We start from the raw sequence: 25,917 nt of genomic DNA on the forward strand, positions 1-25,917 counted from the left end.
GGTTACTTAAGGAGATGAGTGTAACAATGCACTTAATGCTTTTGTACCGCGTACGTCGGTTTGTTGCAGATATATTGGATATAGCGGATACTTGGGAAAGCTTTGCTCAATATCTTGCATGAGTTGCTGTTGGCGCTCAGCTCGATGACGCCAAAACACATCAGACTGGTTCGGTGCTATCAACTGATTGATAACGATTGCGGCTGGTATAAGCTTACTGTCTTCTAGCTGCTCTATCGCTCGCTTGGTTTCAGCCAGTGGCAATACATCAGCTGTCATAATCAATACTATGGCGGTTTGTGTACGGTCATGCAGTAGTAACCCTGCCTGACGAAACAGCTGTTTGCGCTTTTCGAGTACGGATACTGCCTGCTCCCAGCGGTCGGTTTTTTTTGCGGCAAATGGATTGGCTAAATCCTTTTTATTATCGTCGTTTTGACTGCTTTTTATATTGTGACTGCCTAAATGATCAACTACAGAGCGCAGTTTTGCTTGCCTTCGCTGCTGCGCGAGCAATCCATCTGTCCATGCTCCCATCATCTCAGGCAACACTAACAAGCGCAGTGTATGCCCTGTCGGTGCCGTATCAAAAATAATATGCTCATAGCCTGCATCTGCTGCCGCAACCAAGTGCTGACACATGGATTCGAGCATGGCAGCTTCTTGTGCGCCAGGTGCTGATTTTGATAGCCGTAGATGCTCGCGAATTTTTGGCATCATGTCTGGATTGGCATAAGAGGTGATGGTGCGTTCAACTTGGGCAAAATGCTCATCAACGATGATATCAGGGTTTAGTTCAATAGCATCTAGACAAGAAGTTACGACTGTTTTTTGATTTTTGAGCGGGACGTTTAGCACATCGCCCAAGCTGTGTGCTGGATCCGTCGAGACAATCAGTGTCTTTTTGCCTTGATTGGCATAATAGCTGGCAAGTGCGGCGGCAGTGGTGGTTTTACCGACACCGCCCTTGCCACCGATAAATATAATCGGCTGCTTTGCCAGTTGCTCTACCAATGCGGGTAAAGGGTGTAATGCCATACTTGTATCTCATTTTAGTTAATTCAGGTTAGTTAGTTTAGGTAAACTAGCAACAACCTACATGGTCAAAAGGGCATCTATCCATACCCATACGTGTATGCCATTCATGGAAGTTTTCTAAAAATAGCGGTTGTAACTCTAACGTATAAAAGCTGGCTGGATTATCGATACCTAAGCTTTCCGCAAACATGAGTAGCATGAAAAAATCTTCCTCATCACGTGCGGCGCGTGCCATCGTTTGACGATAAGGCGCATGATAAAACTCATTTAACCCTGCCGCAAATCTTTGCCACCATGGCTCAATATTTTTTATGGGTTTTGTTATATCCGTGTTTTCCATATCATTCTTCTTTTTCGGATGCTTATTAACCATCATGCCTATATGAGACAAAAAACGCCAGCAATTGCTGCTAGCGTTTTTTTAGATACTTGGTTAACTCAGTATTTAATAGAAATTAGAGATTACTTTTGCCTTTATGTATTGACCATTCTTTGCGTAATACAGATAGACTCTCAAACGTCACTAAAATCGTGGCTATCAAGATAATGATATCCATAATAATAAGCAGCCAATTACCATCATTAAAGAAGGTTTTTAGCTGAATCAATAACGCAAAAACGGTCATAACCAGCAAGAACGATAATGGTCCTAAGGTATACCATACTGGTCTGCCTTTACGTAACAAGATGACGGTGACAATCATCAAGGTTAATGCAGCCATGAGCTGATTTGTCGTACCGAATAACGGCCAAATAATCATACCGCCAGCACCATCGATGCCACCAGCACCAAAGGCTAATAACAAACAGCTACCAACGGCAAGCAATGTTGCTACCACACTTTTATTTAAAACGGGCAGTTTATAAATCTCACCAAATTCTTGGAAGATATAACGTTGCAGACGTACCCCAGTATCCATCGTAGTACCAGCGAACAATGCTGCCATTACCGTCAACATCGTCTGTGATAAAACCATATCTATGCCAACACCTGCATTTAGTATGGTCGCACCGCCATCGATAAAGGCACCAATAGAGCCATCGCCAAATTTTTGATAAACCGCTTCCCAGTCACCAAGGGTTGCAAAGCCTGCTGTTGCCGCAAGTATCGCGCCAAGTGCCAGCATACCCTCACCCATGGCACCGAAGTAACCAACGAAACGTACATCTTCTTCTTTATCAATCTGCTTAGACGTCGTACCCGTTGCTACCAAACCATGAAAGCCTGAAATTGCACCACAAGCAATGGTCACAAACAATAAAGGCAGCATAGACGGCGTGCCTATTGGCAGTGCGGTATTTACCGCTGGCGCGACAATATTTGGTGTGGCGATAAAGATAGCGGCGTATAATAAAATAAGACCGACAAATAATTGTAAGCCATTGATATAATCACGCGGCTGTAAGAGCATCCAAACCGGTAACAAAGATGCGATTGCCGCATAAACAAATAAAATAATAATCCAAACGGCATTGTCAGGTAACCCTAAAAAAGTCTCAGGCAATACCACAGGGAACATAGGGCCAAGATAGATAAGTCCGTATAGAGCGGCGACCCCAATGATTGAGACCCAAACCAGATTCATCTTATAGCGATAAATACACTGACCGATGATAAAGGCGACTATCAAAGCGCCCCACACTGGCAGTACCGCGGATGGGGTTTTTATCATCATATTGGCAATCGCGACGCCGAATACCGCATTTACCATGAGTAATAATAAAAAGATGACAATCATCATCAAGCTACGTACACGCGTACCCATGACGGTACCGGCAATCGAGCCAATTGACTGACCTCGATTGCGCATACTTGCCCAAATGGCGGACATGTCGTGGACACCCGCCATAAAAATCGTACCCAATACCACCCATATGATGGCAGGTACCCAGCCCCAAATAACTGCAATGGCAGGACCAATAATCGGAGCTGCTCCTGCGACTGAAGTAAAATGGTGACCCCATAATACGTATTTATTGGTGGGGATATAATCCACCCCGTCTTTCATGGTATGCGCTGGCGTGGGGATACTGTTATCCAATGCCAAGATTTTAGTGGCGATAAATTTTGAGTAAAACAGATAACCGCAAAGCATCGCGGCAACAGCGAACACGAGCACGATCGCACTATTCATCTTATCTCTCCCTAGACAAGTAATGGGTAGCCTTACAAGTTCAAGCTTTTTAATGTAGAGTTTAAAAAATATGTTAAATTAGTCGGCGGTTAGTGACTTAGTGACTTATTAGCTTAGTGACTTAGTGTACTTTTCCATAGGCTGTGCATCAAAGGAATTTGGTCATATTATCCATTGAGGCGTTACAGTCCATAGTTAGCACTCTCACTAATTAGTATATGATATGGTGAATCTTTGGTTTAAACCCATTCAAATACTAACCGATTTAACGATGAATGTAACGCTGGTTCAACATGAAAAACAACAAATAAAGGAAACATCATGGCGCATTATTTTGGGTTCGTACCTTCAGACAAATTAAAAGCATTAATTGTTGAGGCTGAGCAAGTCGTTGAATCAAATGAGAAGGTGGATTACTACCCATATCGTGACGCTCTGACGCACCAAACAGCACGTGATCTGATTGATAATCTGCTGATTGGTTTGGTTGAGATTATTCCAAACCCTGAGCGCCAAGCTTCTATGCGTAAAGTGGTCGTTACCGTTGAGCGCGCGACCGATACCTTGCTTAATATTTTATTGGGTAAAGAAAACAACGACGAAGTACTGCCAAGCTTTCATTTTTTAAGAGATCGCGCCACGTTTATTGATAATGACGGTATCAAACGTGTGGGTTTTAAATTGTCAGAGACACATGCGGATATTATTGCTAAAGGTTTTGCCGCCATTACTCCTGAACATGTGGATACTGAGATTTTTAAGACTGCGCTTGAAACCATGAATGAAGAAACCTTGACCCATTTTATCAGTCGTTTTGCTGAAACCTTAAAACTGGGTATGATTAAACGAAAATCTGTACCCGTTGCCAAAGCTGCTATCGATAAAGGTATGAATATGGCACTTAATAAACTGTTGCCTGACCTACCCGACAGCTCATTGAATCGCTTGGCGAATTATTACCGCCCTTTTATTGTAGAAAAGCCAGAATAACTGCCATTATTTGATTAATTTTGTCCTAAAAGTGAGATGGTATTGGGCAAATTCGCTAAAATTTGCTAAAATAAGCGGCACTTTTTACCGAAGGCGCATCCGATGACCCAAATCAGCAATCAAGAAATCGAAAAAACATTACGTAACTCAGAATGCTTAATCAGCAGTATAGAAGTTGCTGCCGCATATGAGCGCTTGGCCGCTCAGCTTAACCTGCATTACGCTGGTCTAAACCCGATTGTTATGGTCGTTATGAATGGTGGGCTTATCCCAGCCGGTCAATTGCTGACTCACCTGACCTTTTATCATCGTATGCACTATATCCATGCATCACGCTATCGTGATAATTCAGGAACCAATGAGTTAGATTGGAAGTTCAAACCTGATGTTAGTATCGAAGGTGAGCATGTATTGCTGATTGACGATATTTTTGATGAAGGGATCACGCTAAAAACAGTTGTAGAAGAATTGAGCAAAGAGAAACCTTTATCACTTGAATGTTGTGTTTTGCTGAACAAAGAGCATGATCGTAAAGTTGAAGGTTTTGATGTAGATTTCATTGGTATCAATGTCGCCGATCGTTATGTATATGGCTGTGGTATGGACTTCCATGGTTACTTACGTCACCTGCCCGGTATCTACGCTATTAAAGAAGACAAGATTTAATCAGTTTTTGGTTAACTTAATAGCACATTAAAAAAGCGCCCACTGGGTGCTTTTTTAATGCTCAATAATAAATATAGCTATACGTAGTTACGTATTTTTTTGATGATATATACTTACTCAAAATGCAGTTCCAAACCTGTATGGCGCTCAGTTGGTGTCTGAACCGCCTTTTCAAAAGCCTGTTTTGTGCTGTATATAGAAACCCGTTTTTTGGCACGGGTTACCGCCGTATAAATAAGCTCTTTGCTCAAAAGCCGTGCATGATTATTATCAAAAGTAATGGCCACATGGTCAAACTCAGACCCTTGCGACTTATGAATAGTCATAGCATATGCTGTGGCGATTACCTCTTCATTTAGCAGATTGACAGCAATACCCTGCGCTTTATTCTCAAAAAACACTTCAAGTCGACCTCTTTCATCTCCTGTTTGTAAACAAAAACCGATATCACCATTAAATAGTCCCAGTTCATAATTGTTTTGTAGGATCATCACCGGGCGACCATGAAACCATGTATTTTGTCCTAGTGGCAGCTTTAGCTCAGTAAGGTGCCATTGAGTGAGATAGTTATTGATGTAATGATCACCCCATTCACCATTATGACCAGCAGTTAACACTCTAAAATGATTAAAAGTTTGCATTAGTGTAGTAACGATAGTTTTTACTGATTCTGGCACGGATTTTTCTATTGGATTTTCCAGTAATGATTTAACTTTAATTAAGTATGAATGGTAATTTTTAGATAGATTTGAAATTATTTTATTATTGCTTAGGCTATTTTTTATCTTATTATCAATAACTATCTCTGTTTGCAGCGTATTTATATATTGAAAGCTCAGTACCTTATCCTGCCGTAACAACTGCCAGATGGCTTGAGTATCTGCCTCTGTCATATTAATTTGATTGGCTAGCTTACCAATCCCTGAATCTGCATGAAATCGGCGACTCTCTGTTAGCTCTGCATGTATAGGCTGCAATAATGGAATGCGGCATAGGTCAGCCAACACTGCCCCTGCATCGACCGCTGCCAGCTGATTGGCATCTCCCAACAGTATGAGCCTAGCGCCTGGTTTCACTGCACTAACCAGATGGTTTGCCAACTCCACTCCGAGCATCGATGCCTCATCGACGATAATGATATCTTCACCGAGTGGATTTTTAACATGGTATCGCGGCGTGCCCGTTCGACCAATACCTAAAAGGCGATGGATGGTTTTAGCTTCTTGCAGCTGTAATTGTATTCCGGCTGCATCAAGAGCTGCTTGCAAAGACTCCTGCATTCGCTGAGCGGCCTTACCGGTCGGCGCTGCTAATGCCAAACTTGCGCTATCCGTACTAAATCTGATGCTTTGATGCGCATCTCCCCCACTCTCTGTCGCCTGTTGCAGCGCAATTACTAGCTGAGCAACCGTATAGGTTTTACCAGTGCCTGGACCACCAGTAATAATGCTAAAGGCATTGTTATTGGCGACATTAATTGCCTTTATCTGATGTTCGTGAAGATTTTTGGGTATGGATATATCTAAGGGTGTGATCCTCTGATCTAAAATAGTATTAATATGCGTTGCTAAGTTGTATTCTGCCTGCCAAGAACGATGTAGCCAAAAGGTTATGGATATGGCTTGATCCTGTGTGTTTTGCTTATCTGTTTGTTTATAAATGATAGGTTGATTAAATTTACTTAGGCTATTTATATCATTATCATTATTACTATTAGGTTGAATCTCGGCGAACAAGGCATGTTCATCAATTAAATCTATAAAAGAAGTTAAGTCGGTATTTTTCAATAATTGATATAACCTAGTTATCGTATCGAAACACTTGGCTAACCTCTGTTTTTCATGGTTACTAAGTAACAGCGGCAGCCACAGCTGATTTCTTTTAGCAGATAAAATATCTAGCAATACAAATAGCGACCTTTCATCTGTAGAGTCGTCTTCTGATTGCATATTTGGCTGAACCTCTATCAATGCAAAGAGTGGCGCCGCTAACATCTCTAATAATTGCTGTTGCCACGCATATAGCGCAACTGATTCACCACTGATATGACCTTGCATTGGATACTCATGCTCAGCGGCTTCAATGGTTAAGACAGTATGCCCCTCTTCTAAATGCATCGCCAACATAGTGAATAAGGCCGTAAACAAACCACTATCTGGTGTTTTATCTATTTTTATACTATTAACATTAGGTTCGGCATCGGTCACGTTATAGGCTGAACGCGTTTGCTCGCGGCGCAGCAATATATAATCGCTGACGTTGCTCGCCCAGCTTTGTTGTCCGCCAATTGCTACCTTGCTCTTTTTATTATTGGTATTCATAGTATGCTTGTCTCTATATTGAAATGTTTCATCGATATACATGGTTTGAGCATTTAATCGTCATTTATAGCCTACTAATTACTCTGGTATGCCAAATAACGCGTCCAAACCTTTGGTAAAATCGATTGGAATATCCCAAGTCACTAATCCATAGCGGTCACTGGGCATCGATTCGCGACTGTTAGGCTTATTAGCATCTTGTGATATGGTAGCAGCTGCTTGCGAACTAGGAGCATATACACCGCGTAAAAAAACATACTCTACGGCGCCTAAGTATTTATCTTCATTGCCTACATAATCAGGAATTCTCATCGTAAGGAATCGATGTAATGCCACTTGATAAATTGCGGCTTGTAGCCAATATCCTGCCTTAGACATCGCTTGTTTAAGGGTGTTTTCATCATAGTCACTTAGGCTATTTCCTAGAAAATTACTCTTATAATCGACAACATAATACTTGCCCGCGTGCTCATATACTAAGTCAATCTCACCTCGCAGATAACGATACAAATGCGCCTTGTTTTGTGGCACGAGAGTGACATGCTTGTCTGTCTCATCAGGCAAATACCGCTGAAAAAGCTCACTGATATCCTGTGCTTTAAAGTTCTCTGACAATCCCATATTAAACGCTAATTCAGCAAATCGCTGATTTTTATCAAGCGCAATCAAGGGTTGATTGGATGCCAAGAGTGGCGCATGTAATACCTCTTCAATCCAAGCAATCAACGCCTCATGCTTGGTAGCATCTAGTGAGCTGCTATCCTCCTTCTGCCCTTGTGATCGGCGGCTTTGATTTTCAGCACTGCTATATACCAGTGGCAATTGATAGCTGCTGATCGCTCGATCAATCACCTGAGACCATTGCGATTTATTATTAAAATCAATTTTTTCAAATATTTCATGCAAAAACGTACCGGCATTGGCGCCTTTTATAAAGGTAAAGCGGATATCATCCTCTGGTTTTAGAGCTGTTTCATCGATCTTTTTGAGATATGTCTGACTATTAGGTAATAGCTCAACCGAGCCTAAAGTTTCTGTTATATCAATATCTATAGCATCGTCGATACGCTCATCTATTATCGCCATTGTCTGCGCTGATTCGTCTAACTGACGGGCTAAAGCGGTAAAGCTGGTCTTGGCCCAACCATAAAAATAACTGGTTTTCATCACCTCTGAAAAAGGCGCGTACTCGATAGTTTCTATTGCAGACTTATGAGCGTGTGACTTGGTGACGACCAGTTGAATATTGTCATTTAAGCCTGCGGATTTAATAGAATTACTTGCATAGTTATTGTCATAAAACTCATTAATTTTCTGCGCTCTGAGCATGCCTATCGTGCCTTTAAGCCTATCAGGTAATTCAAACGTTGCTTCTAATGATTCAAACCAATAAAATACTGGTTTACGCTCCATATCTCTTGTGCTGCTAGGATCTCGTAGCACAACATAAAGCTGTTCACTGGCTCTCGTAAATGCCACATAGCCAAGACGCCGTATCTCATCAAAACCTTCTTGTGTCTCGATATCAGTATAATAATCTTCTGTGGTGGCAGAGCCCTGCAATGGTGAGAAACGGCGCTGATTTCCCATTGCTTGGCTTTCTGTTGATTGCCTTACTAGCATTGAAGGCGCTTGTTGAGCGTTGTATAAATACAATCCATAGTCTTCCTTATTACCTGATTTCCTACTGGCATCTCCCATACCGAGCACATAAACAATAGGAAACTCAAGCCCTTTTGACTTGTGAATGGTCATCAGCTGCACACCAGACTCTGTCGGTAATGGATACTGCTTAGCCCAATCGCTATTAGGCGCAGCATCTATGTTTTGTCTAAACCAAGCCAATAGTTCATGCTCACCCATACCAACGCCATACTGCGCCAAGACATCCATCATATGGCGCAAATCCATGATGTGACGATCGCCTTCTGGATGAGCGGCAAGCGCTTGCCAAACACCTTGTGGCTGCACGGGATTACTATCTAATAAGTAATGCAGTGCTGACAAGATCCCAAAGTGCTGCCAACGCTGCGTACCTTCTTTTAGATAGCTAATAAAGTCTTGATAGCTTTTTTTATAATTGACGGCTTTGCTACTAGCACTACTTAAATGACTATCCTCTGTCACTCCTGACTCATGGTCAATCATCATAGCTTTGACGTCTTTGATACTTAAGCCATATAAATGACTGGTCAATACCCGATTGATCATGTCATGACGATATGGATATAACATGGCACTGAGCAGCGCTGCCACATCCTCTGCCATAATGGTTTCAAAGATACTGACATCACTGGTGGTCAAGGTTGGTACATTAAGCTTAACCAGTTCATCCTCAACCTGTTTTAAGTCCTTTTTGGCTCGTGCCAGCACACCAATATCACTAGGCTGAATCGGCTTACCTTTTAAGGTCTGACCGCTGCTAAGCAATGTCGCTATATGACGCGCTGTGATTTCATGCTCATCGTACTCAAGCTCTTTGTCTCTATCATAAGGCAGGTGCAATAGGCTTACTGGCTGAGCAGAGAGCACGTCATTTACTAAGTCACTCACCAATTCACTCACTAAATCGCTATTTAGGTCACTGGTTAGTATGTCTGGCTCATTAAACCAAGATAGCTGATTTTCTTCTTTATGTGCTTTGATGTGCTGATAATAAATACCAGTACCCAGCTGCGACAGTTTATTCTCAGCAGTCGTTGCATCAGCCATACCGAACCAGCAATTTAGGGCATTAATCACGCCCGCATTCGAGCGGCGATTGATACCGAGCGTCCAAAGGGCACTTTTATCAAACTGAGCTTTCATATAGTTATAGTTGGCTACATCGCCGCCACGAAACCCATAAATAGCCTGCTTAGGATCTCCAACCAATAGTAAAAATTCATGGCTTGTCTTCTTGGTAGCTGAATTTGCGTCATTATCAGCAACCTTGCCCTTTTTCTTTGGCAAGTAAATACTTTCAATCATAATGGCTTGCTCGCCATTGATATCTTGCGACTCATCAATCAGAGCGACCGGATAGTGGTGACGAATATAACGTGCCAGCTTCTCTCCTTGCCGACCTGTTAACGCTTGATTTAAGCGCACCATTTGCAGACTAAAGGTCGTCTCACCGCGCTCTTCTAAGATGACTGGCAGCCTGTCACGAACTGCCAGCACTATTTGGCGATTAAGAGCAGCTGACACCAACAAAATATGCTGATTTAAACTGTCAAGCATATCTAAGATAGCCATTAACCTGCTAATAGTCTCTAGCGCAAAAAGCGTCTGATGCTCTTTTTCTTTATTCTTATTGAAATTCTTGATTTTGCCATCTTCACCTGGATATCTGGCATCTTGTAGCGATGTCAGTATTTTGTTTTGACGCTCATTTAAATAGCTATTAAATGAGCGCTGATATTCAGCTATCTTCTGATGCACCTCAATAATGGCATCAAAATGATTCATTAAATTAGAGCGCCCATTAAACCCTTGAGACTTTCGATAATCGGGGTTTAAATACGGCTGAATATCTGCTAAATCCAACTGAGAAAACTCATTAAGTAGTCGCTCATACAAGCTAAAGTCAAAATATTGCTCCAGCTCTATCTCATCAATCGGCGCAGAGATAAAGTTAAGCGAGCGCGTCACATACTTTTTATGATCACTCATCGCAGTCAGCTTGCCTTGTTGCTCCATTAGCGCATAGAGTTTGGGCTGCTCATGATGCAAGCGGCTTTGAAACTGACGCAGCTCATCATGAATGATACTGTCAGTCACCTGCTCAATACTACTGTCTTCAATAATAGCCATGCCTTGCTGATGACCGGTTTCGCTGCTGTACTCCTTTAGCCATTTTTGCGCCAAGCTATCGAGCGTACCCACAAACAATTTATCTAAGGTCGTTAATACCAACGCGGTCCGTCTGATAGCTTCCGCCATTGGATAGCTGTGTACATGATCCAGCAAATACCCGACGAGATGCAGGTTAATCGGATCTTGCATGATGCTATCTAAACGCACATATTTGGCCTGTGCTACCAACCAGTCTTCACGCTCTTTTTTTGCCTGTGTACGCTTTGCAGCAGCAGCTTGCTTATCAGAGGCAAGGTCTTGATTGAACTCATCAGTATTTAAATCTGTACTTAATCTTTTGCCCTCTTGTTTATCCTTATCACTTTTAGGCGTCACCTGTAATATATTGGGATACAAAGCCTCCTTATTATTAGGTTCGGCACTTAGGCTATTGACCCATTGTAATAGCTGATAAAAATCCACCAAACGATCATGAATACGCTGACGCATCTCAGCGGCAGCAGCTCGAGTAAAAGTCGTGGCAATGATTTGCTCTGGCGCGCGCCGTGCTTCAATGAGCAGGCGCAATACAATACCTGTCAGCGTCCAAGTTTTCCCTGTACCAGCTGAAGCTTCAATCAGATGCTTGCCCGTTAGATCGACGTCAACTGCCGGTATGACATCATTCTTACGTTCAGGCACAGCAGACGAAAGCATCTCATCTGAATATTCCTCCAATAAATTCAGCTGTGCAGAGTGGTCAATGATAGCGGTTTGGTCAGTAAAATCTGTCATATGGGCGGATACTTTTCATTATTATTTATTAGAGCAAAAGATCAAAAAAGAAACCATTCTAAATCATGGGCTATCTAAGTTAGTTAACGCATTAAACATCGGCTCATACAGTGGCTGGGCTAATGTCGTCAACGCCGCTGATAACGCTTTAAACGCATCTTGGTCACGTAGTACATATTGCCAAATGGCATGCTGCGAGCAAGTATCATATACCGCGCCTGAGTTATAGTTAGGTCTTAACCAGTCCGAGAAATCCGCACGTTTTGGCCAATAGCTGCCACCGTCACCTCCTTCAGATTTTAGACACTTATCCAGGTAATTAAGGGCATATTCTGGGAGTAATGTAATAGGTACTTGACCCGATAGATTGGCAAAAATCGCCCACTTAATGATCTCAACCACTGCGTCTTCATAGGCAATTGGGCTTAGTTTAAAGGCAATTGCTTTATCATATTTTTTAACATGTGAGCTAGACTTATTAAAACGCCAAATACTCACGCCATCATTGAGTGCCACTTGCTCAACAGTGGTACGTCTGGCAACTTGCCAATATAGATGTGACAACCAAAACTTGAGTAAATGCCTAGGATTGGCAGAATTGGGCAATATATTTAACCACTGCTTGGGTGATTGCTTAGCATAGGGCACGCCCGCCTGAATATGAGAGTGGCTGTTCCGCTCATTTGTCGGGACTGATGTTGGTGCGGCTGCTGATATCGGTACTAATCCTTTTATCTTAATAATATTAGGTAGTAGCTTGAGCAATGACTCATTGTCAGTACAATTTAATACAGCCGCCAGTTCTATCTGAACAGGGTACTCGGCGGTTGGCGTTAGTAGCTGCAAACCACTTGCGCTATCTTCTCCTACCTCATCAAAACCATTAGCCATTAACTGCTCTTTGAATTCCAAACATTGCTGTTGCAATTTTTGTTGCTGATTGGGCAATGCCGTTTGACGAGTGACACCTGCTGGCATGATTTTTTGATACATTAAAATGGGCGTCGTAGTTTTAGCCTCTGTATTAGCATCCTTCGTTTCAGCTGTATCAGTGCCTAACTGTTTAATCAGATGATCTTTGATTTGATAAGTAGTCAGGCTATCTAGAAACAATGGCTCTTGATGCGACAGTGCTTCTTCACCTTGCACCACATGTACCTTTTGAGACCGCAAAAATGCCTTGGCAGGATGGCGCACTTGATAAGCTAATGCCCCTTCAATATCTATTTCTCCAATGTTAAATACGCTATCGGTTAAAGCTTGGGTGAATGCCGCTGTCATGCTACTGGCATCATTAGAATCGACAACAGCCTCTAGCGCCAGTATATCAACCAATGCAGACAAGGCTTCATTGCTTACTTGACCGAGCTGACCCAAACCGTGACCTGAGCCATTACCAAACACCTGAGCGATTGACTCATACTGTGCTTTTGTAGGCAAGCCAACCAGCTGTATCTGCTCACTCGATGCTCTGCTCTTTAGGGTATGAAATACCGCTTGCCACAGCGGCGCAGGCGGGAATTGCTTTTTTTGCGCCAATTTGGTTTTACGCATGGCTGTATTTAATAAAACATCCAGCTCATCACTCATATTGATAGAGCTATTATTCTGAACATTATCTTCCGTACCAGCAGCTGCACTCTGGTCACCTTGCTCAAAAATATCTACGTCTTCAATGTCTGTCTCAAACAGACTCTCATGAAAAGGCAACGCAGGATGCTCAGTTACTAGCCATTGTTTAATCAATTTAGGCAGATAGCGTTTGAGACTCTCGGTGGTTGGGTCAATATTTTCAGGTAATGTTGCTAAGTCTTCAAACGAGTTCACCTGCCACTGCACCTCACCCTGTAAGAACTGTAATAGCTCACTCACTGGGTTGGCTGGCAGATGCTCATGCGTGTCCGTTAGGCTCTGACCGTTGTAGAACATCCAGCAAGCACTGCGCGCACACAGCAGTGCATCTAAAAATGCCCCATTATCATCGTCTTCACTGACTCTATCACCGCGGCGGGCATTGGTCGCTTTCATCAAATCATATCGATTATCACGGTCACGCCCAGGAAACTCAGAGAGATCCATATTGAGCATAACCACCAACTCAAACGGCACGTTTCTTAATGCACCAAATTTACCAAAGGTAATCACACCGGTAGGCTCGGCACTGACTTGCTGACTTTCAAGCTCCGCTTCGATACTATCTAGCATAAAGCTAAGCTTAAGAGGCAGCTGCTCCACACCTGCCAGCCGTTGCTCTACTTCTCTATTGGCGCTATCGCCACTGGAGTACTGTCTATAGTGACGATTGGCTCGCAAACCTGATTTAAAGCCATTCATGGCGTTATAGATGGCGCGCATGGTACGCGTTTGATCAACATCGCCAAAGTAGCGATGGATAACTTGCGTCTCAATCTGATCAAGCCACTCTTCTGCTTTCATTTTTTGTGTATGGTCATCACGTCTTGCAACCAAACCACTATAAATGCGGCAAAGCGCTTCAACAATTAATGCATCGTTTAAGCTCACTTGTGGCAGTGGCAAACTCATTTCTGGTAATGCGGTACGTGGCCATTCATCGTCATGCAGAGCATATAAGCAGTTGCTTAACTCAGCCTCTGGCATCACCAGACCCAGTGTCAATCTGTCTAATGCTTGCGCGAAGCTAAAACGGTAGTCATAGTCATTAACATCCAAGGTTTGCTTAAGATGCCGCTCATCAAACCCACGGATAAAGCCCGCCTCTATCAATAAGTCACAACCACGGCTCATTTGCTCATGAGTCAGTCCAAAGCTTTCAAATAATGGCGGCAGCATCAACCAATCTAAGACCTCAGCTGCTTCAAAACGAGCACTTTGGCTACCCAACAGCTTGTAAAAACCAATAATAGCCTCCCATAATTGGCGAATGTCGGCATCGACAACACCAGTGACTTTAGCAGGTAATGTCAAACCGTCTTGACCTTTACCATTGACAAAAATAGAGCCAATCAGCGCATGATGACGCTCAACATCGGGTAGCAGCACAACAATATCGGAGATATGGCGCTTTTTCTCGCCAGATTTGACAGGTTCATTTAGCCAGCTTCCAATCATAATACGTAGTACTTCAAGCTGACGCTGTAAACTATGACATGAATGAATGCTTAGGCTATTATCTTGAGAAGAGATTGCCCAAAAACGCTCTTTCTCAAAGCGCTTATTCTCCAGCACCTCATCGTCATACCAAGCTGTTGCTTGTTTATCCTCATCAAAGCTTAGCGCTATTTGCTCACCCACCGCTTGTGAGACGGTAGCAGCTGCTGCGTGCTGGGTAGATTGCTCATCCAGCATCAACACATCGTTTTGCAAACGCCTTAATAAGCTTGGACTCCGCTGCACATCTTGGGCATCTTGGACAATGACATCATCATAAACCCTCTTATCTGTACCACTATCAAAATTATCTTGCCACTCTACTGTTTCTTCTTGGTATTGCTCGTTACCCGACAAATTAGCAAGCATGGCAAAAGTATCGCGTGACTGTTTGCCCAAACGTGACAGCAAACTATGACCATAATCACGTAAAAATACGCTTTCAGGGTTAATAATCCGTTGGCGCTGTAGCCACGATTTATCAACGATATCTGCCCAAAACAGCTTAGATGGGTTGTAATGTAATAAGGTGATGTTCATGTACTTTGACAAACGCTGTAAAAAATCAAGCTCAGTCTGCGGCAATTGCTGTATGGTAAAGATACGCAGTACTTTGGGCAACTGAGCACGCTCATCTGCTTTGTTGTCTTTTAACGCTAACCAAAAAGCACGCTCTAGTGCCACACGGTGTAGATGAACGTCAGCAAACAAATGCGACCACAAGAAGCGCTGCGCAGCTTCTAACTCAACATAATGCTCCACAAGCCATTCAGGCGTGCCGCGCGCATATTTATCAAAGCGCAATGATAAAGCATCTTTCTCTGCTATCAATACATCTACATTAAGCGGCTTATTATGCGACCACAGCGCTAACCAGTCCTCACGGTGGGTCAAGTAGCGATTAAACACTCTTGCCAAATCACTTGCCAGCTGCCAAATGCGGGCGTCTTGTTGTGCCTTGTCCTTTACAATGTCTTGCCCTACATTGTCTTGCGCAGCTGCTGGCGTCTCATCAATCAAAGACGCTAATAAGGGATGAACTGGATGATTTTCGTCTTTAACAATCGACTCTTGGTAATAAGTTAGATAGCCAAACAACCGCCATTGCATCACTGTTGGGGATAATACTGCCACTTCTGGTACATTTAGGGTGACTGCTTCAGGATTCTGCGCTAATAAATATGCGTTATGGCGAGTTAACACATCCTGCATAAGTGTCCACTGATACTGACCCCAAAACTGAGTGCGCACCAAGGTACTAATGCCCGCACGACTAGCAATGGTTTTGTCCAACCAATCACCCAATACCATTGATGGCACAATGACAATAAAAGGCTCAAACACAGGCTGATTCTTAGACTGATATTGTTTAAGCAGTTGATCAACAAGATTTTCGGTACGGTGCGACTGGATAATGGTAAACATAGAGGATAGTCTGATTGAGATGATAGAATAATAGGATGGATAATATGTGCTCAAGATAGCACGCAAACATTCACAGTAAAGTGCTGAGTCTTATAAAAATATTATAGACAATACTCGTCAATCCATCATTAGCAGTCGTTAATGCATAACATTTCTGCTAGCATGATGCCGCTGAGTCAAACTGAATGGGTAAACACTCATGTATATCCGCTATAGATTCTCTGATAAAGCGGGTGATAATCTGGCTATCAGTTTGCCATTGTTCGCGATTGTTTACTAGCATATAAACCAGCGATGAAAACACACTGCGACAACAGGTGTCGTGCGTTTTACCTCCATTTTTAGTAATGAGACAATTTAATATTATGCCCTTGCGTCCCATTGATGCCATTTTCGTTCACCCTAAACGACGTTTATACGTCGTCTACTACCGCGGTGCGCTTTGGCAATTGCCCCGTATGAAAATAGATGATCAATCTTGGCAAAATAGACAGCCATATAAAGATGACAGCCGCGGACTCTATCTGAGTATTCATCAGGCCATAAGCGACCCTATTTTGGCGCAGAAACTACGAACCCTGAATCTACCTATAGCGGTACGTGGTAGCACCTTATCACGCTTTGAGGCATGGTGGGAAGTTCATGGCTTTGAATGGCTTAAAGACAAACTAAAAGCAGGGCAATCACCGTTAGCAGCACATCAAGCCGCCACAAAAACGATTGACAATCAACCCTCTTCGCCTTCAAACTACCTCTCTGCTCTGGTAAGTAACGATACCAATGCGCATCAAGAGCAAGAAACCATCGCTATCACACAAGAGACAACTGATGTTTTTTCGGATATGCTGGCGGATTTAGCAGATGAAGTGCTGCATCAACCGCGCTAAACCACTTTTAAACCAACAATAAGAAGATCGGTACTATATGAAAGACTATAAGCTGCTACTGGCTGGGCTCATTTTACTGCTGCTGATTATTTTTATCGCCATCTTTACTTGGTTATGGACCAGCAATCGTAAAAACATAGACCCTCTGCCCATTATGTCAAATGAGAGTGAATCTACTGCTGCAGCGGAAGAAGAGGGAGAGACAGTTGCCAAAAGCACTTTGCACATACAAGCAGAAGAAAAGCTGAAAGCGCCTTTAGACGCTGTGATTTCAAGCTTTCAATCTCGCTACCCCAATGTAGAAATTATGACAAGCTATGTCGCATCTGCTGGCCTTTTGACACTGTCAGATAACAAAGTAGCCGATCATGAGTCATCTTCATTTATTGTTGATACCGACATTATTATTGCTGATGGCAATTTATCAGCAGCGCGCTTGGCACCACTACAAGAAAAATTAAAAATAGCACAAGAAAAGCAAAATTTGAGCAAGGCAAAAAATGGCATGGTAGAAGATACCATCGATGCAGATAGCGATGCTGATGAAATCGCTGCTAAAGGTGAGACTGATAATACCAATACTCGCAGTCTTATATCGTTTAGCTATGCCTTAAAAGACACGAAAAAGGTAGACGGTGTCATCCTGACTCAAAATCCTATTGCTCTTAACTTTCGAAACTTTTTACTCTCAAGTACAGGGCAAGACATCTTAAAACGACATGACTACGAAAATATCGATGGTTATCAAAACGATATGGCAGACCTATTTAAGTCAAATACACAAGGCAAAAAAGCAACAGGCGAGCTTTCAGTAGATGTCGCTGATGCTATCAGCATTGCCAAATAACGACAAAACGCTCTATTTTCTTGGCAGTATTGATTTTATAAAGGCTTTTTTCTACAATAGCACTCTATTATGCGCCTATAGCTCAACAGGATAGAGCAGTTGCCTCCTAAGCGATCGATCCGAGTTCGAGTCTTGGTGGGCGCACCAATCCAATACACTGTTAAAAAGCCCTATAGCATTTATGCTATAGGGCTTTTTTATGCCTCAACTATCTATAGATAACCATAGCTGCGTTCTGTATAAAAAACCCACTAAGCATCTACTGACGCATTATTGAGGTTCGATACAAGAATCTAAGCTTAGCCAAACTGAAAGGCTGATATCTGAGTCTTCATCACTTGCTCAGAATATACTTTATGACCCTTATCGCTCCCTGCTGCGCCTACGACAACCATTAAGGGTAGCAAATGCTCTTCTGCTCCTAATAAGTGAGCATCCAATGCATGAGGAGCTTGAGCCCAATGAGTCAGTGCTGCGAAGCGCTCATCTGAATCTGCTTCGACAGTGTTAGTCAGCCATTCATCAAAACTCTCTGATGGCGCGGTAAAGTTGCTATCGCCATAGCCGCCCATATTATGAAAACTCATGCCACTGCCTACGATCAATACCCCTTCATCGCGTAATGATGAGATTGCCTTGCCTGCGATTAGATGCGCTTTAGGATCGAGATCATGACGTAACGATAACTGTACTACTGGGATATCCGCATTAGGGAACATAAGTTTTAACGGGATAAATACTCCATGATCAAAGCCTCTTGCAGCATCTTGTTTATTGGTTAAACCTGCTTTAGTGAGCAGATTACCTATATGTTCAGCCAATACTGGCTCGCCCGCTGCCGGATAAGTCAGCTGATAAGTATGCTCAGGGAACCCATAATAATCATAAATCAGTTCAGGTTGCTCGCTCGTGGTAATACTAAACTCAGCTGTTTGCCAATGAGCACTAATGATCAAGACCGCTTTAGGGCGCTGTGGCAAGCGAGTTGAGATACCTTTTAAAAAATCTGCCATTTGATGCCAAGTATCAGCTGGCTGCCACGTCATAAAAAAACAAGGACCGGCACCATGAGGTATAAACAATACTGGCTGCGTGGCTGAGATAGCCTCGTTATTCATTAGCTTTACTCCATTATTTTTATTAAAACTACCAAGATGAACGGGCACACTTCCATTGGAATTTGATAGTTTTACAAAATGCTCAAACGTATCGAAGCAGATCAAAGTCACAAGCAAGTGAGCATCGCTTCCTTGTCTTATACAGGTTACCTACTTTTAGCCTAATTACCATTAATTCATAGGGAGACTTACTAGTAGCGATTATTAAACACCATCTAGTTTTTCTGATAACGCATTATCCATACTGAGATAACCGCCACCTTGTATTGCCAGAGCAATCAAAGCGACCATCAATACTAAGGCATATTCATAGCCACCATCAGCGACAAACAACCCATTACTTATATGAACAGAAAAGATAGCAACGAGCATAGTAAATGCAGCGACTAGTGCAGCTGGTTGTGTCAGCAATCCTAATACCAAGGCAAGACCACCAAAAAACTCAGCACCCCCTGCCAAGATTGCCATCAATAAACCAGGCTCTATGCCTATACTGCTTAGCCACCCAGCCGTGCCAGCCAGCCCATTACCGCCAAACCAACCAAATAGCTTTTGAGCACCATGCGCTGCCAAAATAAAACCGACCGGTACACGAAGGATTAAAGCGGCAGCGCCTGCTCTAGATAGCAATATTTTATTTAATATTGATGTTTTCATTGTTACTACTCCATTAGGTACATTTTAAAAAGGATGTTTAATCTCTTTCGATACCCGTACTTTACTATCAACACAGCAAAAGAGTAAGATAGATAATATTGAGTAATTAACAACATATTATTGATAATGGCTTTGATATTTAGTTTTGGTATTTAATTTTGATGGTGAAATAAAGGTAGAGCAATATATGGATAGAATCGATGCGATGCGTGCCTTTGTGGCAGTGGTGACCGAAGGCAGCTTTAGCAATGCAGCAAATACCTTGCAGACATCACCGCAACTGGTGAGTAAGTATGTGTCTAAGCTGGAAGAACAGCTAAATAGTCGCCTGCTTAATCGTACTACTCGTAAAGTCAGCCTTACCGAAGCTGGTAATCATTACTTTGCTCATGCGCAGCAGATTTTACTTAGTATTGATGACATGGAGTCACAATTAGGTGGCTTACAGCAGAATCCCAAAGGCGTCTTAAGAATCAGTGCACCAGTATCCTTTGCTTTAAAACATATGGCCAAGTTAATCACTGACTTTCAGATGCGTTATCCATTGGTCACTGTCGATTTACAATTGACGGATCGTAAAGTCGATATTGTCGAAGAGGGTTTCGATGTGGCTCTTCGTATTGGACAATTAAAAAACTCATCACTGATTGCTAAGAAGATCGCACCCATTCGCGTGGTTTTATGCGCCGCGCCTGAGTATCTCAAAAAGCATGGCACGCCTACTCAACCTACAGACTTAGAGCATCATCGCTATTTGCATTATAGCTATATGAATATGGACAGCAAGGATACTATTCACCAATTATTAAAAGCAAAATACCTCAAGCAAGGTAGCGAGTTTCGTAGTAATAATGGGGATGTATTGGTGGAAGCAGCTATTGCAGGCGCAGGTATGGTATTACAGCCGACGTTTATTATCAGTAAAGCAATTAGCAGTGGCAAACTAGTCGTCGTGTTACCAGAACTTGAACCTGAGGCTTTGGGCTTATATGCAGTCTATGCCCACAGAAAACTACTGCCACATAAGATGAGGTGCTTTATTGATTTTATGGAGGGATATTATGGGTCGCTGCCGTACTGGGACGAATCTATACCTTAGCTTTTATTAGGCTTAACGGTAATGACGCGTTTATTAAACTAGCACTCGTCAATGCTCACGCATAGATTTATATTTTAATTGAAACCATAGTGTATTCATATTTTCTCACGCTTATAATCAAACCCTTCTTCATCATAAATCTGATAAGTTACGTCCAGCAATGTTTTTAGCAGCTCTGATTTGTCAAAATGCCTGATACTCATTACAATTGGCGAGGTTAAATGACCATCCTCAAATGGAATATAAGACACTTCTTGACTACGCAGATGCTCAAGCGTTTTTGGCACGATGGTCAAGCCTTCACCTGCTGCTACTAACCCTAACGCAATATGTAACTCACGTACTTCAGTCAGATAATTGGCTTTTAAGTTACGGGCTTCAAACAACTCCAAAACATAATCAATAAAGCTGGGGCGCGGCGCTGTTGGATATAGCAATAGATTTTCATTGGTTAAATCCATCAGATTGATACTAGTACGATTCTCCTTTACAAGAGCGTGATTGATAGGAACTGCAACAATCAAACTCTCTTCTCTAAGGACCATTCTTCTAATAGAAGCATCTTCAAATAACAACCTTCCAAATCCTACGTCTATTTTACCATCTACCAATCCTTGCGTTTGCTGCCAAGAGTTTAACTCATATAATTTAATCTCTATATTTGGATAGACCTCTCTGAAGCGCGCAATCACTTTTGGCAATATGCCATATAATATCGACGATACAAAACCTATCGATAGTGAGTTGTCAAAACTCCCCTTACGAAAGGTCATCGCACGAAGATCATCTGATTTTTTTATGATCTGAAGCGCATGATCATAAAAGAACTCACCAGCTTCAGTAAGTTTTAGAGGCCGGTTATCCCTATCAATCAGCGTGACGCCTATCTCTTCCTCCAATTGCCTTATCTGACGGCTCAGTGGTGGTTGTGAAATAAATAAACGCTCGGCGGCCTTATTAAAACTTTTCTCTTCTGCTACCGCTACAAAATAGCGTAAATGTCTCAATTCCATTGAATATTATTCCTTGAGTGACCTATAAGGTTATCGATACCTAAAGAACATAACATGAGGCAGGTTAGTTATCAAAATACCTAAAAAGTATTAATAACAGACTAAATAGGTCTTAGACATGATGTTATCTAGCAATTATAGTTCTTATTAAGCATAAGGAAGTAAGACTGATAAATTAAGGACAGATATGATTCGCTCAATTAACACCCTGCTAGTACCGATACCGACTATTAGAGAGCACAAGCTCGCTTGTACGGTCATGAGAGAGCAAGTACTAGTTTTAGTGCATATTCAAACAGAAGATGGCTATGAAGGTTGGGGCGAAGCGACCACCATTGGTGGTCTAAGCTACGCTGAAGAAAGTCCTCATAGCATCAAAACCAATATCGACACCTACTTTACGCCTCTTTTATTAAAAGAACAGCCAGCGAGCACAGCAAAAGCCATGCAGCTGCTAAATCTTCATATCAATGGCAATCGCTTTGCAAAGTGTGCCATCGAAACTGCCCTACTCGACATTGAAGGCAAACGCCTAAACCTACCAGTAAGTGAGCTGATTGGTGGCCGTGTCCGCGATCGCATCGAAGTAGCATGGACGCTTGCTAGCGGCAATACAGCGACCGATATCGCAGAAGCTGAGCGCATGATTGAGCAAAAGCGCCATCGCATTTTTAAATTAAAAATCGGTAGCAATCCGATTATTGATGATGTTGCCCACGTATTGGCTATCAAAAAAGCGCTACCTGATTGCCGTATCACAGTTGATGTTAACCAAGCATGGACAGAACTTGAGGCAATGCAAGGTATTAGCTTATTACAAGCTGGCGGCGTTGAGTTAATAGAACAACCTATCTCAATGCGCAATAAAGCCGCACTAAAACGTTTAACTGAACATTTTGATGTAGCTATCATGGCGGATGAAATTGTCCAAGACCCTCAAAATGCTTTTACCTTAGCAGCAGATCATTGTGCCGACGTCTTTGCCGTGAAAATCAATCAAGCAGGCGGATTAAAAGCTGCTTGTCTAATTGGGCAAATGGCACATCTAGCAGGTATCGAGCTTTATGGTGGCACGATGCTTGAAGGTCCTATCGGTACGGCAGCGTCTGCCCATGTGTTCTCGACATACCCAAGTCTCAACTTCGACACTGAACTGTTTGGTCCTTTACTATTAACCGAAGACGTTTTAGTACAGCCTCTTGATTATCAAGATTTTGGTTTAAATGTACCTACGGGCGCAGGTCTTGGCATCGAAGTAGATAGTGATAGAGTCTATCACTACGCCAAACAAGCACTGCCAGCATCACCTAAATCGTCAAAGCCGGTATTTGCTCCTGACGCTCAAGTAGAAGCGCTGTAAAAGTCAGCCAAATTACCTTTCATCACGTATAAGGAAATAATTATGTTATACCACGTCAGAATGGATGTCTTAATCCCAACAGATATGGATGCCGATAAGGTCAACGAGCTTAAAGCCACCGAAAAAGCATTATCACAAAAGCTGCAAGAGCAAGGTAAATGGCGTCATATTTGGCGCATAGCCGGTCAGTATTCTAACTTCAGCATCTTTGATGTTGACAGTAATGAAGAGCTACACGACATTATGATTTCATTACCGCTCTATCCGTACATGAAGGTTGAAGTCACGCCATTATTACGTCACCCATCATCTGTTCGTAGTGATGACAGCTAAGAAGCTAAGCGCATAAGATTACTTTTAAAGAGATCAAGATATTGAACAAGGTGGCTTGATACACTTTTTTAATCACTAATATTTAATTATTTAAATAGTCCTCAACAAGGAGAGAGACATGGAACGCAGCCAAATTGAAGCATTAGCCACTCAGTTCATCAAAGGCAAAATCGACTTCCCTGAGCAAGTCAATCCACGCGTACAAGAGATTGTCTTGCGTATCGTGACCGACCTTATGCAAACCATTAACGACTTAAAAATCACTGCCGATGAATATTGGTCTGGCGTTGAATTTATCAGTGATTTGGGTAAAGAAGCTGGTTTGTTATCACCGGGTCTTGGTTTTGATCACTTCATGGACTTGATGATTGAAGAAGATTTAAAAGCAGCAGGTCTTGATGGCGGGACTGTACGTACTATTGAAGGTCCACTCTATGTCGCTGGGGCACCAGAAGAAAAAGGCTTTGCGCGTCTTGATGACGGCACTGACAATGGCACGGTACTATTTATGCAAGGCATTGTCTATAGCGAAGATGGAAAACCGCTTTCAAACGCTAAAGTTGAAGTATGGCATGCCAATAGCTTAGGTAACTACTCTTTCTTTGATGAATCACAGTCTCATTTCAACTTGCGTCGTAGCATCATTACCGATGAAAACGGAAATTATGCATTCCGCAGCATCGTGCCGCTTGGTTACTCGGTACCACCAGAAGGAATGACGCAAAAAGTATTGGGCGCGCTAGGACGTCATGGTCATCGCCCAGCTCACATTCATTTCTTTGCCAGTGCTGACGGTCATCGCAAACTGACCACGCAGATTAACATCGATGGCGATGAATACCTGTGGGATGACTTTGCTTTTGCAAGCCGCGAAGGTTTGGTACCAGAGGTAACGATGGTTGAAGATGCGGACAAACTAAAAGAAAAAGCGCTTGATAAGCCTTACGCAAGTATCGACTTTGACTTTCATTTAGTAAAAGACATTGACCAAGCTATACAAGGCAGCGAAGTAGAACGCCGCCGTGCTCAAGGTTAATGAGCACTCATATTAAATAGCAATCATTAATAACTATTAGCCACTTACGTTTGATATGTCCTCAATTGCCGTATCAAACGTCAGCTTCTAATCTCATTTTACACCGTCATTATACAAGGAAGGCAGCCATGAGCGAGCGTATCAATCTAGTACCTGAAGGATCAGACATCACTATTGATGATTTTTTAGAAGAGAACAGTGAAAAAGGGATTTATCGCCTGCATCGTAGCGCCTTCACTAACGAAGAGTTGTTCGAGCTTGAGATGAAGTACATCTTTGAGAGCAATTGGGTATATTTGGCTCATGAGTCTCAAGTTCCTGATAACAATGACTACTACACTTCATACATTGGTCGTCAGCCCGTCATTCTTGCCCGCAATAAAGAAGGCGAGCTGCACTGCATGATTAACTCATGCTCCCACCGCGGCGCGCAGCTATGCCGACATAAAAAAGGCAATAAAGCCACTTACACTTGCCCGTTTCATGGTTGGACCTTTAACAACTCAGGTAAGCTGCTTAAAGTTAAAGACCCAAGACATGCAGGCTATCCAGAATGCTTTAATAAAGAGGGCTCGCACGACCTAAAACAAGTGAAGATGGCCAATTATAAAGGCTTTATCTTTGCCAGCTTAAATGATGATGTGCAGCCAATCGAAGATTGGCTTGGTGGCTCTACCAAAATTCTTGACATGATTGTCAATCAGTCGCCAGAAGGTCTAGAAGTGTTACGCGGCACCTCAACCTATACCTTTGATGGTAACTGGAAACTACAAGCTGAAAACGGTGCCGACGGCTATCACGTATCAGCCGTCCATTGGAACTACGCTGCGACAACTGCGCGCCGCAAAGAAGCTGAAGCTGTCAAAGAAGACAATATCAAAGCCATGAACGCTGGCAAATGGGGTCGACAAGGCGGTGGGTTTTATTCTTTTGAAAACGGTCACATGCTGTTATGGACACAGTGGGAAAACCCACAAGACCGTCCAAACTACGCTTATCGCGATGAGTATGTCGCCAGCTACGGTGAAGCCATGGCGGACTGGATGATTGAACGCTCACGTAACTTATGCCTATATCCAAACGTCTACATCATGGATCAGTTCGGCTCACAAATTCGTATGCTCCGCCCTATCGCGGTTGACAAAACTGAAGTTAGCATCTGGTGTATCGCACCAAAAGGCGAAAGCGATGAGTCACGTGCACGCCGTATCCGTCAATATGAAGATTTCTTTAACGTTACTGGTATGGCAACACCTGATGACTTAGAAGAGTTCCGCTCATGCCAAGAAGG

Annotated in this window: 18 protein-coding genes and 1 tRNA gene; 10 read left to right on the forward strand and 9 right to left on the reverse strand. The window is 42.6% G+C overall.

Annotated elements, in window-relative coordinates:
- Positions 1-6: 6 nt before the first annotated feature.
- The 3 genes from ABYU67_RS06920 to ABYU67_RS06930 form a co-directional block, all read right to left on the reverse strand.
- Positions 7-1,038 carry an ArsA family ATPase gene (locus ABYU67_RS06920; protein WP_372844269.1) on the reverse strand — a complete coding sequence of 344 codons (1,032 nt, stop codon included), beginning with the start codon at positions 1,036-1,038 and terminating at the stop codon, positions 7-9.
- A 46-nt stretch (positions 1,039-1,084) separates the two neighbouring features.
- Positions 1,085-1,378 (reverse strand): cory-CC-star protein, encoded by a 294-nt coding sequence (locus tag ABYU67_RS06925; protein ID WP_045454674.1) that lies wholly within the window; start codon positions 1,376-1,378, stop codon positions 1,085-1,087.
- 115 nt (positions 1,379-1,493) lie between these two features.
- Complete coding sequence (locus tag ABYU67_RS06930) at positions 1,494-3,173, reverse strand: carbon starvation protein A (RefSeq protein ID WP_372844270.1); 1,680 nt, start codon at positions 3,171-3,173, stop codon at positions 1,494-1,496.
- Positions 3,174-3,494: 321 nt separating this feature from the next.
- Here ABYU67_RS06930 and ABYU67_RS06935 point away from each other — a divergent pair, with 321 nt between their 5' ends.
- Positions 3,495-4,163 (forward strand): hypothetical protein, encoded by a 669-nt coding sequence (locus ABYU67_RS06935; RefSeq protein WP_372844271.1) that lies wholly within the window; start codon positions 3,495-3,497, stop codon positions 4,161-4,163.
- 102 nt (positions 4,164-4,265) lie between these two features.
- Complete coding sequence (locus tag ABYU67_RS06940; RefSeq protein WP_372844272.1) at positions 4,266-4,829, forward strand: hypoxanthine-guanine phosphoribosyltransferase; 564 nt, start codon at positions 4,266-4,268, stop codon at positions 4,827-4,829.
- A gap of 113 nt (positions 4,830-4,942) precedes the next feature.
- Here ABYU67_RS06940 and recD read toward each other — a convergent pair whose 3' ends face one another.
- From recD to ABYU67_RS06955, 3 genes are all read right to left on the reverse strand, one after another.
- Positions 4,943-7,150 (reverse strand): exodeoxyribonuclease V subunit alpha, encoded by a 2,208-nt coding sequence (gene recD, locus ABYU67_RS06945; RefSeq protein ID WP_372844273.1) that lies wholly within the window; start codon positions 7,148-7,150, stop codon positions 4,943-4,945.
- A 78-nt stretch (positions 7,151-7,228) separates the two neighbouring features.
- Positions 7,229-11,722, reverse strand: a complete 4,494-nt coding sequence (locus tag ABYU67_RS06950) for a UvrD-helicase domain-containing protein (RefSeq protein WP_372844274.1) — start codon at positions 11,720-11,722, stop codon at positions 7,229-7,231.
- A gap of 63 nt (positions 11,723-11,785) precedes the next feature.
- A complete protein-coding gene (locus ABYU67_RS06955; RefSeq protein ID WP_372844275.1) occupies positions 11,786-16,276 on the reverse strand; it encodes an exodeoxyribonuclease V subunit gamma in 4,491 nt (1,496 codons plus the stop codon).
- Between the two features lie 365 nt (positions 16,277-16,641).
- Between ABYU67_RS06955 and ABYU67_RS06960 the strand changes: the two genes are divergently transcribed.
- From ABYU67_RS06960 to ABYU67_RS06970, 3 genes are all read left to right on the forward strand, one after another.
- Positions 16,642-17,163 (forward strand): hypothetical protein, encoded by a 522-nt coding sequence (locus ABYU67_RS06960; RefSeq protein ID WP_372844276.1) that lies wholly within the window; start codon positions 16,642-16,644, stop codon positions 17,161-17,163.
- Positions 17,164-17,200: 37 nt separating this feature from the next.
- Positions 17,201-18,010, forward strand: a complete 810-nt coding sequence (locus ABYU67_RS06965) for a hypothetical protein (protein ID WP_372844277.1) — start codon at positions 17,201-17,203, stop codon at positions 18,008-18,010.
- Between the two features lie 71 nt (positions 18,011-18,081).
- A tRNA-Arg gene (locus tag ABYU67_RS06970) sits at positions 18,082-18,157 on the forward strand.
- A gap of 152 nt (positions 18,158-18,309) precedes the next feature.
- On the opposite strand, the gene ABYU67_RS06975 is transcribed toward ABYU67_RS06970, so the two are convergent.
- Positions 18,310-19,128, reverse strand: coding sequence for a class III extradiol ring-cleavage dioxygenase (locus ABYU67_RS06975; protein WP_372844278.1), 819 nt, complete (start codon positions 19,126-19,128; stop codon positions 18,310-18,312).
- A 204-nt stretch (positions 19,129-19,332) separates the two neighbouring features.
- Positions 19,333-19,785 carry a DoxX family protein gene (locus ABYU67_RS06980; protein WP_372844279.1) on the reverse strand — a complete coding sequence of 151 codons (453 nt, stop codon included), beginning with the start codon at positions 19,783-19,785 and terminating at the stop codon, positions 19,333-19,335.
- Between the two features lie 187 nt (positions 19,786-19,972).
- Between ABYU67_RS06980 and ABYU67_RS06985 the strand changes: the two genes are divergently transcribed.
- A complete protein-coding gene (locus tag ABYU67_RS06985) occupies positions 19,973-20,884 on the forward strand; it encodes a LysR substrate-binding domain-containing protein (protein ID WP_372844280.1) in 912 nt (303 codons plus the stop codon).
- 95 nt (positions 20,885-20,979) lie between these two features.
- Here the strand turns inward: ABYU67_RS06985 and ABYU67_RS06990 are convergent, their stop codons facing one another.
- Positions 20,980-21,897, reverse strand: a complete 918-nt coding sequence (locus ABYU67_RS06990; RefSeq protein ID WP_372844281.1) for a LysR family transcriptional regulator — start codon at positions 21,895-21,897, stop codon at positions 20,980-20,982.
- A 187-nt stretch (positions 21,898-22,084) separates the two neighbouring features.
- Here ABYU67_RS06990 and ABYU67_RS06995 point away from each other — a divergent pair, with 187 nt between their 5' ends.
- The 4 genes from ABYU67_RS06995 to ABYU67_RS07010 form a co-directional block, all read left to right on the forward strand.
- On the forward strand, positions 22,085-23,257 hold the full coding sequence (locus ABYU67_RS06995) for a muconate/chloromuconate family cycloisomerase (protein WP_372844282.1): 1,173 nt from the start codon (positions 22,085-22,087) through the stop codon (positions 23,255-23,257).
- A gap of 42 nt (positions 23,258-23,299) precedes the next feature.
- Entirely contained in the window at positions 23,300-23,590 is a 291-nt protein-coding gene (gene catC / locus ABYU67_RS07000; RefSeq protein ID WP_372844283.1) for a muconolactone Delta-isomerase, read from the forward strand.
- Positions 23,591-23,708: 118 nt separating this feature from the next.
- Positions 23,709-24,626, forward strand: a complete 918-nt coding sequence (gene catA, locus ABYU67_RS07005; RefSeq protein ID WP_372844284.1) for a catechol 1,2-dioxygenase — start codon at positions 23,709-23,711, stop codon at positions 24,624-24,626.
- Positions 24,627-24,754: 128 nt separating this feature from the next.
- On the forward strand, positions 24,755-25,917 hold a 1,163-nt coding region (locus ABYU67_RS07010; protein ID WP_372844285.1), incomplete at its 3' end, for a Rieske 2Fe-2S domain-containing protein.

Source organism: Psychrobacter sp. (assembly GCF_041554015.1).
Taxonomy (GTDB): domain Bacteria; phylum Pseudomonadota; class Gammaproteobacteria; order Pseudomonadales; family Moraxellaceae; genus Psychrobacter.